The following is a 15286-nucleotide window of genomic DNA, read 5'->3' as shown; positions in this document are numbered from 1 at the left end:
GCTCAGCGCTCCAGTTGTCTGTTTTCCTGCGGCACCATCGAAGTGCCCGCCAGGGGCAGGCGCAAGGTGAAGCAGGTGCCTTGACCCGGCGCCGACTGCACTTCCATCTGGCCCTTGTGGTTGTTGGTGATGATGAAATACGAGACCGACAGCCCGAGGCCCGTGCCCTGGCCGATCTCCTTGGTGGTGAAGAAAGGTTCGAAGGTACGTTTGCGCACGTTCTCGCTCATGCCGATGCCATTGTCCTCGACCTGGATTTCCGCCCACGGTGGATTCAACCGCGTGCGCAGAATGATGCGCCCCGGTTCGCTGTCGTCCTGGCGTTGATGGATCGCCTGGGCGGCGTTTTTCAGCAGGTTGAGCAGCACCTGTTCCAGCTCGTTGGCCGTGCCGGGCACTGGGCCCAGGTTCGGATCGAACTGACGGGTGATCGCCTGGCCCTTGAAGTCGAAACCGATTGCCAGGTCGAAGTCGTTGCCGGCGATTTCCACTGCCTGGTCGATCAGCGCGGGCAGGTCGCAAGGCGCCATTTGCCGGGTACTGCGACGACTGAAACTGAGCATGTGGGTGACGATTTTTGCCGCCCGGGCGCCGGCTTGCTGGATACCGTCGAGCAACTGCGGGATCTCCCGACCCTGGAGATAACGATTGACCTCCTCTAACGGGATACCCAGCAGCTCGGCCTGTTCGAGGTTCTTGGGCAGCTCCGGCGACAGGCGGCGGCGGATGTTCTGCACGTTGTGCAGGATCGCCCCCAACGGGTTGTTGATTTCATGGGCCATGCCCGCCGCGAGGCCGCCGACCGAGAGCATTTTCTCCGATTGCACCATCATTTCTTCCAGCGACAGGCGCTGGGTGATGTCATCGATCCGGATGACCACGCCACGCCCGGCTCCACCCATCAGTGGGTAGAAGGTGAGGGCGTAGTGCCGGGCTTCGTCGTCCTTGGTCCAGGTGACGCGTTCGATCTTGGCCACCGTGTGTTGCTCGACGGTCTGCTTGAGCTGCGGCAGGTAGGGTTTGAGCGGTTCGAAGGCGAGGAAAATCGGCTGGTTCAGCGCCTCGTCCAGCCGTGTGCCGGAGAGGGCGCTGGCTTCCTGGTTCCATTGGGTGACGTAGAGTTGCTCGTCGAGGGCGATCAGCGCCGACGGCATCGAGTCGATGATGCTGTTGAGGTAATTCTGGAAACCGGTGAGCTTTTTCTCGATCTTGCTGCGCACCTGGACTTCCAGCTCCAGCTTGCGATTGGTATGACGGGTTTCTTCCGCCAAACCCTGGGCCTGGTCGTAGGCGGCCTGGGAGTCGTCCCGCGCGCGCTTGAGTTGCTGCTCCCGGGCTTCGATCCGCGACAACATGGTGTTGAACGCCTCGGCCAGGCTGCCGATCTCATCGTGGTTGCCGCGTGCGGCACGCAGGGCGTAGTTCTCTTCGCGGGTGACCTGGCGTGACAGTTCTTCGAGTTGATGAATCGGCTGGGTGATCAGGCGCTTGATCTGCTGGGCAATGATCAGCCACAGCAACACGCTGAAAATCAGGATGCCGAGGCTGGCGGTCAGGGTGCCGGTGTAGAACGCGGTCGGCAATTCGCTGCTGGCTACCAGCAACAGATGACCGGGCAGCGTGCCGGGGCGGGGCAGGGTAATGACCTGGTTGCTGCGGAATTCACCGGCCTGCCAAGCCTGCATATTGCGGTAATGGTCCGGCAGCTTGAGTTTTTCGGCATGTTGCAGCTGCGCCAGGCGTTCGCCCTGGCCGTCGTACAGTGCCGCCGCCCTCAGCGGTGCGTAGCTGTTGAGCTCGTCGAGCAAGCGTTGGGCGCTTTGTGGCGACTGCAGGGCGTCGGAGATCAGGCTTGGATTGGCCACCAGCCGGCCAATGGTCTGCAGGGCCTGGGGTGCCATGCTTTCCTGGGAAATGTAGTAGGCGGCGCTGATAAAGGTCAGGTTGGCCACCAGCAGGACAGTGGTCAACAACACCAACAGGGCGGCCAGCAGTTTCTGGCCGACCGGGAGGTTTTCAAGGCGCTGGCGCAATGGCATCAGACTCGTCGCTAAAAAGGAATACGAGGGCCAGCGTAGCCGCTGCTCAGTCGCTGGGCAATCCGAGGTTGTGCAAGTGGGCAATCAGTCGCTGCCGCAGTTGTTCCAGGTGCGGCACGGTCAGTTCATGGCGTTGGGCGACCTTGCAGGCGTAACCGAGCAAGTAGCTGATTTCGGTGCGGCGCCGATTGGCGACATCCTGGTACATCGAGGAGTAATTGGCGGCCGTGGCCTGGATCACTCGTTCAACTTCCGGTTGCAAATCTTCGGCCGCCGCGGGCTGGCCACAACGTTCGAGCAGGTCGGTGAGCTCTGCGCACAGGGTCGCCACTTCGCAGCGGTGTTCCTGCAAGCCGCCGTTCTTGCAGTGGTGCAGCACGGTCAGCGGGTTGATTGCGCAGTTGAGCGCCAGCTTGCGCCAGAGCCGGGTGAGGATGTCGGCGCTCCATTCGTGGGGAATGCCGGCGGCGGCCAGGTCGTCGAGCCAGAACGGCGCCACTGGGTGAGCAGGATCGCCCAGCCAGGTGTAGCCGTGGCCGGCGAACACCACGCGCCAGTCACCGTCGCGGAACGCGCCTTCAGTGCTGGAGGCGCTGATGCAACGGGCTTGGGGTACGCAATTGGCCACCGCGTCCTGGCTGCCGAGGCCGTTCTGCAACAGGATCAGTTCCGATTCGGCGTCCAGGCGATGGGCCACCGAGGCCACGGCCGCTTCCGCGTCGTAGGCTTTGCAGGCCAATAGCAGGCGCCTGATCGGTTCCGGGCTGTCCGCCGTTTCGCCAGGTATCGGGTAGCTCTGCGCCTGTCCCTGTTCCACCAACGTCAGGCCGCCGGCGCTTCGGTAGGCCTGCAGGCGGGCTTCGTTGCGCAGCACCAGCCGCACCGGCAACCCGGCCCGGGCCAGGCGCGTGGCCCACAATGTGCCGAGACTGCCGGCCCCTAGGACATGCCAGGTGGTAGACATCAGTTTTTTACTCGGATTGGCGCAAGCATCTGAGGGCTCGCCGTGTCGGCAGGAAAAGAGCCGTTATAATGAGCCCGATTTTAACCATAAGCCAAGCGCGCGCCGTTGATACTGGCGCGCCTTTTTATTTGGAGAACACTACATGCCGTCATTCGACGTGGTATCCGAACTGGACAAACACGAAGTCACCAACGCGGTTGAAAACGCCGTCAAGGAACTCGACCGTCGTTATGACCTCAAGGGCAAGGGCAGTTTCGAGTTCAAGGAAAAAGACCTGACCGTGAACCTGACCGCCGAGGCCGATTTCCAGCTCGAGGCGATGATCGAGATCCTCAAGCTGGCGCTGGTCAAGCGCAAGATCGACGTGCAGTGCCTTGAGGTCAAGGACGCCTATGCCTCGGGCAAGCTGATGAAACAGGAAGCCGTGCTCAAGGAAGGCATCGACAAGGAGCTGGCGAAGAAGATCGTCGCTCATATCAAGGACGCCAAGCTCAAGGTGCAAGCCGCCATCCAGGGCGAGCAGGTGCGGGTCACCGGCAAAAAACGTGACGACTTGCAAGAAGCCATTGCGGCACTGCGCGGCAAGGAATTCGGTATGCCGCTGCAATTCAACAACTTCCGCGACTGATACTGGGTTGTATTAAACATTGTGGCGAGGGGATAAATCCCCTCGCCACAAAATGCTGCGTGCAACAGGAATAGGAGAGAAAGATGGATTTGAATGCTGAAGTGGACAACCTGGTCAAGGCTTCCCAGACCTGGATCCCCATGATCATGGAATACGGCAGCCGCGTGTTGCTGGCCGTCATCACCCTGGCCATCGGCTGGTGGTTGATCAACAAAGTGACGCAGAAACTCGGCGCGCTGCTGGCCTTGCGTAACGCCGACCTGGCGCTGCAAGGGTTTATCAGTACCCTGGCCAACATCATCCTGAAGATATTGCTGATCGTCAGCGTCGCTTCGATGATCGGCGTGGAAACCACCTCATTCGTCGCCGCCATCGGTGCCGCCGGCCTGGCGATTGGCCTGGCCTTGCAAGGCAGCCTGGCGAACTTCGCCGGTGGCGTGCTGATCCTGCTGTTCCGCCCGTTCCGCATTGGTGACTGGATCGAAGCCCAGGGTGTGGCCGGTACGGTCGACAGCATCCAGATCTTCCACACCGTGATTCGCACCGGTGACAACAAGACTGTCATCGTGCCAAACGGCAATCTTTCGAACGGCATCATCACCAATACCAATCGCCAGCCGACCCGCAAGGTCGTGTTCGATGTAGGCGTGGATTATCAGGCTGACCTGCAAAAAGCCCGGGAAGTGTTGTTGGCGTTGGCCAAGGATGAGCGCGTGCTGGCTGATCCAGCGCCTGAAGCGGTGATTTCCACCTTGGGCGACAGTTCCATCACGGTGTCGCTGCGCATTTGGGTCAAGACGGCGGATTATTGGAACGTGATGTTCATGCTCAATGAACAGGCGCGGGATCGCTTGAAGGACGCGGGTATTGATATTCCGTTTCCACAGCGAGTGATTCGGGTCGTTCAGGAAGGGCCAGCGCAATAATGATTCGACTATAACCTGGCGCTGGGGTCAGGTTATGTTTAGTTAGCTTGCTAATTAAGAAGTTGTATAAAGACTGAATGCAGTCGAAATAAAAAAACCGCTCACCTGGATCAGGTGAGCGGTTTTTGTTTGTTGCGGGTGCAGCTATCGAATTAGCACTGAATTACAAGATGCTCAGTGGGTATTCGACGATTACGCGGAAGTCGTTAACGTCGCCAGTGACGTTAGAGGACGCACGATAGAACGCCTGACGTACACGGAACGAGAGGTCTTTGGCTGGACCGCTCTGCAGTACGTATTTGGTTTCGATGTCCCATTCGTGTTCTTTACCTTCACCGGTATCGGTGGAGATGTTGTCACCCTTAACGTAACGGGTCATGAAGCTCAGACCTGGTACGCCGTAGGTTTTCATGTTCAGGTCATAACGAGCCTGCCACGAACGCTCGTCGGCGAAGTTAAAGTCGGAGTATTGGATGGAGTTGGCCAGGAAAATCGTGCCGCCACCGTCTACGCCGTAAACGTAACCAGTGTCACCGCTAGAGCGCTGATGCGCCAGGGTGAACTTGTGAGCGCCGAGGCTGTACGCAGCTGCAAGGGACCAGATGCGGTTGTCGACATCGCCTGCCAGCTCTTGACCTTGGCTCTTGCTCTTATAGCCGTTGAAGTCGAAGTTCAGCGCTTGCGAATCGTCGATCGGCAGGGTGTAGTTCAGGTTGACGTATTGCTTCTTGAAGTAGTCATCGACATCGGAAGCCGCAACGCCAGCCACGAAATTGTCGGTGAACTGGTAGGTTGCGCCAGCGATGTCAGCGGAAGTCAGGCCTTTAGAATGTGCGCCATTGATGCTGTCGTGGCCCATGTTCTGCTGCCCGCTCATCGCGGTGAAGTGACCAGCGCTCAGCTCCAGGCCTTTGATTTCCTTGCTGGTGATCAAAGTACCGGTAGCAAATTCTGGCAACAAACGGCTGTCATCGGTGGAGAAGACCGGGCTTTCAGTTTGTTGGGTGCCGTATTTCAAGACGGTGTCGGAAAGACGGAATTTAACAGCAGCGCCGGCTTTCGATTGTGTGTGTTCAGGCTTGCCTTCGTCGTCGGAAGCAAACAGGTTGTTGCCCTGACGGCCTTCGCCACCGTCCAGACGTGCGGTGCCGCCTGCGAATGCGTCAACACCGACACCGATAGTGCCTTGTGTGAAGCCGGATTTGTAAATGAGCAGCTCACTAATACCGGTATCTTCACGGTAGCCATTTTTGAAGCCACCACCTGGCAGAGCAATGTTGCCGCCGCCGTTACGTTGGTCGCGGTTCATGTACTCAAGACGAGTTTTTGCGGTCAGGCTTTGGTCTTCAATGAAACCTTTAGATTCCTCTTGGGAGGACGCCATTGCGAACTGCGAGGTACCGGCCGATACAGCCAGTGCGATCATGCTCCACTTCATCACGCGCATCGTGATTTGCTCCTTTGGTTTTTAGAAGAGTACTGCCGTCCCACCTGTTTTTTTATCTGGGCGGCTCTTTCTTTTTGTGTCGGCGCAAACTTATATCACGACGACATTATTGGCGATACTTGCCCATTCAACCTTTCAGCTTCTTTACGACCATGTCGCCAATGGCTCGATCCATGTCGTATTTCAGCTATTCCGACGCAACCGTATTCACAACTTTAATGTCGTTTTCTTTTTCCGGCATCGGTGTAAAGAGTCCGTCATTACCGCGCTTGAAGCTCCTGAGGGCAGCCTTGCCACTTTAATTTTGTATGTCGGCAGGTTCCCGCGTCCGGCGGGACCTTTGGACAGTGCGGGGATGAATGCAACAAGCATGCTCAAACCCGATTTTCGTTTACATTTTTTTCACATTTTATCGATTGACGCGGTGAAACCTCATGAAACCGGGCTCCAAAGGCCTTGTTTTAAATAGGGTTGACTCGTGTGCGGCTCTCGTGTTTGACGCCAGCAAACGTGGCAAGACAATCAAAAACGTTACCGGTTCACCCTACCCAGTGAGTAAATCACGGATACTTTGTGCACTGAGCGTAGACGCACTGTGCTGTTTTGGTGCAAAAAAATTTCAGGTTGTACGAAAATCTTACAGCGTCGAGGCTTTGCCTGGGCTCTGGCATGGTCCTGTCAGGACCTTACCGTGCCGCTTGCGCTGTGTTGGTGCGTCAGGTTGCACAGGTTGATGCCGTATGTTGAAAAAAATCATTCGAAGGCCGGGCATCAGCACGGTACGCAGTGATCGATCCGGCGTTCGCGGGTATGCTGCGCATCTGAGTCCTATGCAGGCCTGCGGGCCGCCAAACCGGGCAGAACCAATAACGAGCGAGGAGTACACGCGGTGTTCGCTTTAGATCCACGACTGCAACAAGACACATTGCCCATCGGTGATTTCCCGTTGTGCCGGTTGCTCTTGTCCAACGATTCGAACTACCCGTGGTTCATCCTCGTACCGCGGCGGGAAGATATCAGCGAATTGTTTCAATTGGATGACGCTGATCAACAACAGCTGTGGAAAGAAACCACGGCGCTGGCCGAAACCCTCAAGGATTCGTTCGATGCCGACAAGATGAACGTTGCAACCCTGGGTAACGTCGTCAGTCAATTGCACATGCACGTCATCGTGCGCAAGCGTGATGATGCCGCCTGGCCTGCGCCGGTCTGGGGCAAACACCCAGCCCAGCCTTATAATGCAGGGCAGGTCGCGGCCATTCGTGAACGGTTGCGAGTGGCCTTGACCGATGATTTCAAGTTTCTGGAGGGCTGAACCATGAACCTTGAAGACCGCGTAACCGATCTGGAAAGCCGTCTGGCGTTTCAGGATGACACCATCCAGGCATTGAACGACGTGCTTGTGGAGCAGCAGCGGATCGTCGAGCGTCTGCAGCTGCAGATGGCGGCGTTGCTCAAGCGCCAGGAAGAAATGGCCGGGCAGTTCGAGTCGTTCGAAGAAGAGGCGCCGCCTCCTCACTACTGACCAGGCCCGACTCTCGTTTGACGGGCAATAAAAAACCGCGAGCAGCCAGGCTGCATCGCGGTTTTTTTATGCTGGGATCAGCGGCGCGGCAGCGCGGCGATCACATCTTCGGCCTGCAGGCCCTTGTCGCGGTTCATCACGGAGAACTCCACGCGCTGGCCTTCCACCAGGACGCGATGGCCTTCGCCACGAATGGCCCGGAAATGCACGAAAATGTCATCGCCGGAGTCGCGGGAGATGAAGCCGAACCCTTTGGACGTATTGAACCACTTCACCGTGCCGGTATCGCGGTTGGACATGTCGTAGTTCTGCGCAGCGGCGGCCGGCGACGACTTCTTGTAGAAGCTGACGGCCAGGTGCAGTGCCACGGCGAGCAGTGCTGCACCCAGGCTGAACAGAATGGCCGGTTGACCGCCGATTTCCGGCATAGGCGCCAGCAGGGCCAGGGTTTGCAGGGCAACGGCCAGCACCAGCAGGGCACTGACCAGGTTTTGCAGTTGGTGACGTGGACCTTTGTTCCAGTAAGGGATAACAGGTGCGAGGGTCAGGTTGAGCAGGCCGAAAAAGGCTAGGTACAGTGCATCGGGGTGTTGCAGGTAAGGTGTGGCTTCGGAACCCAGGCTAGGGATGAAGGACAGCAGCAGGGCAGCTGCGCCCATTAGCAAGTGGACGATTTTCAACATTTTGATTGGCTCACGGTTAAGACAGATCACAAGGAAGAGCTGGTCGGGGGCGGTTCGCTTCGAAACAATGAGAGGCGTTGGACACGTACCCGAATCAGCCTATGCGCCACACCCGGGAAAATAAGCGTAGCGACACACTGCCTATTTAACAGCAAAGCCCCGGCCTTCTCAAACTCGTTACGGACACGTACCGCGCTGTTCGTCGGCCAGAAAAGACCCGCCGGTGCTTGAAGGTGCCAGGCAAACGGCGTTGAATTCCTCGGGGCGTCGGAACCGCTCGCTGTCCCGGCTTGTCGGTTCAGGAGGGCTGGCGATCTGTCGCAGGCCATAGGCGGCCAAAACCACTAGAGTTTGGGGCGTTGTCGAATTCATCACCGTCAGGAGATCAACCAACATGGCAATTGATATCGGTATCAGTGAAGAAGACCGCAAGTCCATCGTCGACGGGCTTTCGCGCCTGCTGTCGGACACCTATGTGCTGTATCTCAAGACCCACAATTTCCACTGGAACGTCACGGGGCCGATGTTTCGGACCCTGCACCTGATGTTCGAGGAGCAATACAACGAGCTGGCCCTGGCGGTGGACCTGATTGCCGAGCGAATTCGCGCCCTGGGTTTCCCGGCCCCGGGGGCCTACTCGGTGTACGCGCGCCTGTCTTCTATTAAGGAAGAGGAAGGCGTGCCTGGCGCCGAAGACATGATCCGGCAACTGGTCGAGGGCCAGGAAGCGGTGACGCGTACGGCCCGGGGCATCTTTCCTTTATTGGACAAGGTCAGTGATGAGCCCACCGCCGACCTGCTGACCCAGCGCATGCAAGTTCACGAAAAGACCGCGTGGATGCTGCGGGCGTTGCTGGAGGGTTAGTAACCTCAGGCAGGTGATGACGTGGCGCGGGCAGCATTCCCAGCGCGCGGCGTGTAGGACGGCGTAATTCATCGCCTGCCTGCTGTTGGCTTGTCCTACGTCCATGGTCATAAAGTCGTCTGGAACTGGCGATGCCGTTGAGCTTCCATAGAGCCACAGATGGAGTGTTCCAACTGAGAGGTTCGTATGGCAAAGGAGTGTCAACGGTATGATTCAAGGAAAAGAACCGGGGGAGGGTTTGCGTGGGCGCTTTCAGTCCATCAGCGTCGATCCGTTCGTCAGGGGGTTCGATATGCAGCTGGTGCGCCCCCTGGCCCGATCCATTCGTCTGAACGGGTTCGCCACCTGTCTGCGGCTGGAACAGGTCTATTGGGATATCCTCGGTGACATGGCCCAGCTCAACAGCTGTTCCATCAGCACGTTGCTGTCCCATGTCGACAGGGAGGTGCACCTGCGCCATGGCGGGGTGCGCAATTTCAGCGCGCTGGTGCGTGTGGTCTGCGTGGTGCACAGTTTGAAGGAGACCGGGATGGATCATGGTGCGGCGTAGGAGCTGCCGAAGGCTGCGATCTTTGGATCTTGATCTTGCGCTTGCGACTCAAGTGTCTGGGGCAAGATCGCAGCCTCGTTGCACTCGTCAGCTCCTACACAGCATCCGGAAATGGCCTGTGCGGTCTTACGGCTGCACAGGCCGCATTTAATGGATATAATCCCGCTCTTTGCCGCAAAGCCCAGCCTTTGCGCGAGTAACCTGATCGCCGAGACAACCCCATGCCGATGTACGACTATCAATGTGCTTCCTGTGGTCATCAGATGGAAGCCATTCAAAAGATCAGCGCGGCACCGCTGGTCGACTGCCCTGCCTGTCAGGCGCCAGAACTGAAAAAGATGCTGTCCATGCCTGGTTTCCGCCTCGGCGGCACAGGCTGGTATGAAACCGACTTCAAGACCGGCGCCAAGAAGAATTTGGCCGGTGGCGACAAAGCTGATTGAGTTGAACACGCGCGAGTGCTTGCACGGGCAGGTCCTCCAACCGAATTTCGAATTACGAGAAGTGAAACCACTACCATGATGCGCAGCCATTATTGCGGCCAACTGAACGAAAGCCTGGAAGGTCAGGAAGTTACTCTTTGCGGATGGGTCCATCGTCGCCGTGACCATGGCGGGGTGATTTTCCTCGATATCCGTGATCGTGAAGGCCTGGCCCAGGTGGTGTTCGATCCGGACCGCGCTGACACCTTCGCCACCGCCGACCGCGTGCGCAGCGAATATGTGGTCAAGATCACCGGCAAGGTGCGTCTGCGTCCGGCCGGTGCTGGCAACGCCAACATGGCGTCCGGCATGATCGAAGTGCTGGGTTACGAGCTGGAAGTGCTCAACGAATCGGAAACCCCGCCGTTCCCGCTCAACGAATACTCCGACGTGGGCGAAGAAACCCGCCTGCGCTACCGCTTCATCGACCTGCGTCGCCCGGAGATGGCCGAGAAGCTGCGCCTGCGTTCGCGCATGACCACCAGCATCCGTCGTTACCTGGACGAGAACGGCTTCCTCGACGTCGAGACGCCGATCCTGACCCGCGCCACGCCGGAAGGCGCCCGCGACTACCTGGTGCCGAGCCGTACCCACCCCGGCAGCTTCTTCGCCTTGCCGCAATCGCCACAGTTGTTCAAGCAACTGCTGATGGTGGCCGGGTTCGATCGCTACTACCAGATCGCCAAGTGCTTCCGCGACGAAGACCTGCGTGCCGACCGTCAGCCTGAGTTCACTCAGATCGACATCGAGACCAGCTTCCTCGACGAAAAAGACATCATGGGCCTGACCGAAGGCATGATCCGCAACCTGTTCAAGGAAGTGCTGGGTCTGGAATTCGGCGAGTTCCCGCACATGACCTTCGAAGAGGCCATGCGCCGCTACGGTTCCGACAAGCCAGACCTGCGTAACCCGCTGGAGCTGGTGGACGTGGCTGACCAGCTCAAGGACGTCGAGTTCAAGGTGTTCAGCGGCCCGGCCAACGACCCGAAATGCCGTATCGCGGCCTTGCGCGTTCCTGGCGGCGCCAGCATGCCGCGCAAGCAGATCGACGACTACACCAAGTTCGTCGGCATCTACGGTGCCAAGGGCCTGGCCTACATCAAGGTCAACGAGCGCGCCGCGGGTGTTGATGGCCTGCAATCGCCGATCGTGAAAAACATCCCTGAAGCCAACCTCAATGTGATCCTCGATCGCGTGGGCGCGGTTGACGGCGACATCGTGTTCTTCGGTGCCGACAAGGCCAAGATCGTCAGCGAAGCCCTGGGCGCGCTGCGTATCAAGCTGGGTCACGACCTGAAGCTGCTGACTTGCGAATGGGCGCCAATGTGGGTCGTTGACTTCCCGATGTTCGAAGAAAACGACGACGGCAGCTTCTCGGCGCTGCACCACCCGTTCACCGCGCCGAAGTGCTCGCCGCAAGAGCTGGAGGCCAACCCGGCCACCGCTCTGTCGCGCGCTTACGACATGGTCCTGAACGGCACCGAACTGGGTGGCGGTTCGATCCGTATCCACCGCAAGGAAATGCAACAGGCAGTGTTCCGCCTGCTGGGCATCAACGAAGCCGAGCAGGAAGAGAAGTTCGGCTTCCTGCTCGACGCCCTGAAGTACGGTGCACCGCCCCACGGTGGCCTGGCCTTCGGCCTGGACCGTCTGGTGATGCTGATGACCGGCGCCCAGTCGATCCGTGAAGTGATCGCGTTCCCGAAAACCCAGAGCGCGGCCGATGTCATGACCCAGGCGCCGGGTGTGGTGGATGCCAAGGCATTGCGCGAGTTGCACATTCGTCTGCGTGAACAGCCAAAGGCTGAGTAAGGCTGGCACCTGAGAGGGCGCATCTTCGGATGCGCCTTTTCATTGGGGTCGATATTTCTGATTGCCGGCCACTGTGTACGCGCAGGGCGGGCAATGTTCCAAAGAGAAACGGAGCGAGTTATGGCAGGTCATTCCAAGTGGGCGAACATCAAGCACCGCAAAGAACGTCAGGATGCCAAGAGAGGCAAGATCTTCACCAAGTGGATCCGTGAGCTGACGGTCGCGGCCCGCCAGGGTGGCGGCGACCCGGGTTCCAACCCGCGCTTGCGCCTGGCCCTGGACAAGGCGCTGGGTGCCAACATGAGCCGCGATATCATCGATCGGGCCGTCGCCCGTGGCGCCGGTGCGACCGAGGCTGACAACGTTGAAGAGCTGACCTACGAAGGTTATGGCCCTGGCGGCGTGGCGGTGATGGTCGAATGCATGACCGACAACCGCAACCGTACTGCCGCCGCCGTGCGTCACGCCTTCAGCAAATGCGGTGGCAACCTGGGCACCGATGGTTCGGTGGCTTACCTGTTCGAGCGCAAGGGGCAGATCAGCTTCGCGCCGGGCCTCGATGAAGATGCCCTGACGGAAGCGGCCCTGGAGGCCGACGCCGATGACGTGGTCAGCCACGAAGACGGCTCGTTCGACGTGTTTACTTCGTTCGCCAGCTTCTATGCCGTGCGCAACGCCCTGGAGGCGGCCGGTTTCAAGCCCGCCGACGCAGAGATCGTCATGCAGCCGACCACCAGTGCCGAACTGGACCTCGAAGGCGCCGAGAAGGTGCTCAAGCTGATCGACATGCTTGAAGACCTGGACGATGTGCAGAACGTCTACTCTAACGCTGACATTCCGGAGTCGGTGGCTGAACAGCTGGGCTGAGAAAGCCAGTTCAAATATTGACGATTGCCAATGATCAACCTGTGGGAGCGAGCTTGCTCGCGATAGTGATACATCAGTCAACACTGTGCTTGCTGATCCGACGCCATCGCGAGCAAGCTCGCTCCCACAGGTCTGGATAACTCCCCTTCAAACCGCAGGCGCTATGACTTTAATCCTTGGTATCGACCCTGGTTCGCGCATCACCGGCTACGGTGTGGTTCGCGATACCGGGCGCGGCTGCGTGTACGTCGCGTCTGGTTGCATCCGCACCGGGGCGGGTGAACTGCACGAGCGCTTGCAGATCGTTTATCGCGGCGTGCGTGAGGTCATCCAGACCTACGGCCCGGTCACCATGGGCATCGAAAAGGTTTTCATGGCGCGCAACGCCGACTCGGCCCTGAAGCTGGGGCAGGCCCGGGGCGCGGCAATCGTTGCTGGCGCCGAGGAAAACCTGGAGATCGCCGAGTACAGCGCGACCCAGGTCAAGCAGGCGGTCGTCGGAACCGGGGCGGCGAACAAGGAGCAGGTGCAAATGATGGTGATGCACCTGTTGAAACTGGTCAGCAAGCCGCAGATCGATGCCTCCGACGCCCTGGCCATTGCCATTTGCCATGCCCATACCCGTTCCAGCCTGTTGCCTCACGGCCTGGGAACCGCACGCAGTCGTGGCGGGCGCCTGCGTCTCTGATAGCATCAGCGCAATCTTTCGTGAGCCCGAGCATCTTGCGCCTGTGTCGTCGGCCTTCCTGCCCGGGCTGTTACTCGCCAGCCAGCAGGCTGGCCAACACCCAAGGATCTGAAACGTGATTGGACGCTTGCGCGGCACCCTGGCTGAAAAACAGCCGCCGCACCTGATTCTGGATGTAAATGGCCTGGGCTATGAGCTGGAAGTGCCCATGACCACGCTGTATCGCTTGCCGTCGGTCGGCGAGCCGCTGACCCTGCACACCCATTTGGTCGTGCGCGAGGATGCGCAGTTACTCTATGGCTTCGTCGGCAAGCGCGAGCGAGACTTCTTCCGCGAGCTGATCCGTCTCAATGGCGTCGGCCCGAAACTGGCCCTGGCCTTGATGTCGAGCCTGGAAGTCGATGAATTGGTCCGTTGCGTGCAGTCCCAGGACACCTCGGCCCTGACCAAGGTGCCGGGTGTGGGCAAGAAAACCGCCGAGCGCCTGCTGGTCGAACTCAAGGACCGCTTCAAGGCCTGGGAGGCGGTGCCGGCTATGTTCGCCCTGGTGCCGAACCAGCCGGACGCGCCTGCGCCTGCGGTCAGCGCCGAAAGCGATGCGGTCACCGCGCTGATCTCCCTGGGCTACAAGCCGCAGGAAGCCAGCAAGGCGATTTCCGCCATCAAGGAAAAAGGCCTGAGCACTGAAGACATGATTCGCCGTGCCCTGAAGGGAATGATTTAAGTGATTGAAGCTGACCGCCTGATCGCCGCCACGGGCGCGCCCCGTGACCGCGAGGAAATCCAGGACCGCGCGATTCGTCCTGTCAGCCTGGCCGACTACATCGGCCAACCGACCGTGCGCGAGCAGATGGAGTTGTTCATCCAGGCCGCCCGTGGGCGCAGCGAGTCGCTGGACCACACCTTGATCTTCGGTCCGCCGGGCCTGGGCAAGACTACCCTGGCCAACATCATTGCCCAGGAAATGGGCGTCTCGATCAAGAGCACGTCCGGGCCGGTCCTCGAGCGGCCGGGTGACCTGGCGGCGCTGCTGACCAATCTTGAGCCCCATGACGTGCTGTTCATCGACGAAATCCATCGGCTGTCGCCGATCGTCGAGGAAGTGCTGTATCCGGCCATGGAAGATTTCCAGCTTGACATCATGATCGGTGAAGGGCCGGCGGCACGCTCGATCAAGCTCGACCTGCCGCCCTTCACCCTGGTGGGCGCCACCACCCGCGCTGGCATGCTGACCAACCCGTTGCGGGACCGCTTCGGTATCGTCCAGCGCCTGGAGTTCTACAACAACGCCGACCTGGCGACGATTGTCAGTCGTTCGGCGGGCATCCTCGGGTTGCCGCTGGACCCGGACGGTGCGTATGAGATCGCCCGGCGTGCCCGGGGTACGCCGCGGATCGCCAACCGCCTGCTGCGCCGGGTCCGGGATTTTGCCGAAGTCCGCGCCAAGGGCCACATCACCAAGCCGATTGCCGACCTGGCGTTGAACCTGCTGGACATCGACGAGCGCGGTTTCGACCATCAGGACCGGCGCCTGCTGCTGACCATGATCGAGAAATTCGACGGTGGCCCGGTGGGCGTGGACAGCCTGGCGGCGGCCATCAGCGAAGAGCGCCACACCATTGAAGATGTGCTGGAACCGTACCTGATCCAGCAGGGCTACATCATGCGTACCCCTCGCGGGCGCGTGGTGACCCGTCATGCTTATTTGCATTTTGGCTTAAACATCCCGACACGAATGGGTGAGATGCCGGTGGTAGACGAATTCCTCGATGCCGTGGACGATTGAACGAGCTCTGTACGCCGACTTTTT

16 protein-coding genes are annotated in these 15286 nt (G+C 59.4%); 12 read left to right on the top strand and 4 right to left on the bottom strand.

What is annotated here, in order from left to right; all coding sequences use genetic code 11:
* Positions 1 to 2 precede the first annotated feature (2 nt).
* The gene (locus tag KI235_RS23820; protein ID WP_003205062.1) at positions 3 to 2039 is read right to left on the bottom strand and encodes a HAMP domain-containing sensor histidine kinase; all 2037 of its coding nucleotides are present in this window, start codon (positions 2037 to 2039) and stop codon (positions 3 to 5) included.
* Between the two features lie 46 nt (positions 2040 to 2085).
* Entirely contained in the window at positions 2086 to 3003 is a 918-nt protein-coding gene (locus KI235_RS23815) for a putative 2-dehydropantoate 2-reductase (protein ID WP_003205059.1), read from the bottom strand.
* Positions 3004 to 3145: 142 nt separating this feature from the next.
* Here KI235_RS23815 and KI235_RS23810 point away from each other — a divergent pair, with 142 nt between their 5' ends.
* Together KI235_RS23810 and KI235_RS23805 are read left to right on the top strand one after the other, a co-directional pair.
* The gene (locus tag KI235_RS23810; RefSeq protein WP_003205057.1) at positions 3146 to 3631 is read left to right on the top strand and encodes a YajQ family cyclic di-GMP-binding protein; all 486 of its coding nucleotides are present in this window, start codon (positions 3146 to 3148) and stop codon (positions 3629 to 3631) included.
* Positions 3632 to 3714: 83 nt separating this feature from the next.
* Positions 3715 to 4557: a mechanosensitive ion channel family protein gene (locus KI235_RS23805; RefSeq protein WP_003205055.1), complete on the top strand. Its 843-nt coding sequence runs from the start codon at positions 3715 to 3717 to the stop codon at positions 4555 to 4557.
* A gap of 163 nt (positions 4558 to 4720) precedes the next feature.
* Here the strand turns inward: KI235_RS23805 and KI235_RS23800 are convergent, their stop codons facing one another.
* Positions 4721 to 6004: an OprD family porin gene (locus KI235_RS23800; protein WP_003205054.1), complete on the bottom strand. Its 1284-nt coding sequence runs from the start codon at positions 6002 to 6004 to the stop codon at positions 4721 to 4723.
* Between the two features lie 889 nt (positions 6005 to 6893).
* Between KI235_RS23800 and KI235_RS23795 the strand changes: the two genes are divergently transcribed.
* Together KI235_RS23795 and KI235_RS23790 are read left to right on the top strand one after the other, a co-directional pair.
* The gene (locus KI235_RS23795; RefSeq protein WP_003205052.1) at positions 6894 to 7319 is read left to right on the top strand and encodes an HIT domain-containing protein; all 426 of its coding nucleotides are present in this window, start codon (positions 6894 to 6896) and stop codon (positions 7317 to 7319) included.
* Positions 7320 to 7322: 3 nt separating this feature from the next.
* Complete coding sequence (locus KI235_RS23790; protein ID WP_003205050.1) at positions 7323 to 7529, top strand: SlyX family protein; 207 nt, start codon at positions 7323 to 7325, stop codon at positions 7527 to 7529.
* A 77-nt stretch (positions 7530 to 7606) separates the two neighbouring features.
* On the opposite strand, the gene KI235_RS30640 is transcribed toward KI235_RS23790, so the two are convergent.
* Positions 7607 to 8212, bottom strand: a complete 606-nt coding sequence (locus KI235_RS30640; RefSeq protein WP_003205048.1) for a cold-shock protein — start codon at positions 8210 to 8212, stop codon at positions 7607 to 7609.
* Positions 8213 to 8606: 394 nt separating this feature from the next.
* Here KI235_RS30640 and KI235_RS23780 point away from each other — a divergent pair, with 394 nt between their 5' ends.
* The 8 genes from KI235_RS23780 to ruvB all read left to right on the top strand — a co-directional run bounded on the left by KI235_RS23780 (position 8607) and on the right by ruvB (position 15262).
* The gene (locus KI235_RS23780) at positions 8607 to 9077 is read left to right on the top strand and encodes a Dps family protein (protein WP_003205047.1); all 471 of its coding nucleotides are present in this window, start codon (positions 8607 to 8609) and stop codon (positions 9075 to 9077) included.
* 208 nt (positions 9078 to 9285) lie between these two features.
* A complete protein-coding gene (locus tag KI235_RS23775) occupies positions 9286 to 9627 on the top strand; it encodes a ribbon-helix-helix domain-containing protein (protein ID WP_003205045.1) in 342 nt (113 codons plus the stop codon).
* Positions 9628 to 9848: 221 nt separating this feature from the next.
* Positions 9849 to 10070, top strand: coding sequence for a zinc ribbon domain-containing protein (locus KI235_RS23770; RefSeq protein ID WP_003178589.1), 222 nt, complete (start codon positions 9849 to 9851; stop codon positions 10068 to 10070).
* A gap of 75 nt (positions 10071 to 10145) precedes the next feature.
* The gene (gene aspS / locus KI235_RS23765) at positions 10146 to 11921 is read left to right on the top strand and encodes an aspartate--tRNA ligase (protein ID WP_003205043.1); all 1776 of its coding nucleotides are present in this window, start codon (positions 10146 to 10148) and stop codon (positions 11919 to 11921) included.
* A 120-nt stretch (positions 11922 to 12041) separates the two neighbouring features.
* Positions 12042 to 12788: a YebC/PmpR family DNA-binding transcriptional regulator gene (locus KI235_RS23760; RefSeq protein WP_003205041.1), complete on the top strand. Its 747-nt coding sequence runs from the start codon at positions 12042 to 12044 to the stop codon at positions 12786 to 12788.
* Between the two features lie 163 nt (positions 12789 to 12951).
* Positions 12952 to 13476 (top strand): crossover junction endodeoxyribonuclease RuvC, encoded by a 525-nt coding sequence (gene ruvC / locus KI235_RS23755; protein WP_003178595.1) that lies wholly within the window; start codon positions 12952 to 12954, stop codon positions 13474 to 13476.
* A 115-nt stretch (positions 13477 to 13591) separates the two neighbouring features.
* Complete coding sequence (gene ruvA, locus KI235_RS23750; protein WP_003205039.1) at positions 13592 to 14200, top strand: Holliday junction branch migration protein RuvA; 609 nt, start codon at positions 13592 to 13594, stop codon at positions 14198 to 14200.
* Positions 14201 to 15262 (top strand): Holliday junction branch migration DNA helicase RuvB, encoded by a 1062-nt coding sequence (gene ruvB / locus KI235_RS23745; protein ID WP_003178599.1) that lies wholly within the window; start codon positions 14201 to 14203, stop codon positions 15260 to 15262.
* The last annotated feature ends 24 nt before the right edge of the window (positions 15263 to 15286 follow it).

Source organism: Pseudomonas sp. St386 (assembly GCF_018325865.1).
GTDB lineage: Bacteria > Pseudomonadota > Gammaproteobacteria > Pseudomonadales > Pseudomonadaceae > Aquipseudomonas > Aquipseudomonas brassicacearum.
This window is presented reverse-complemented; position numbering and strand designations above follow the sequence as displayed.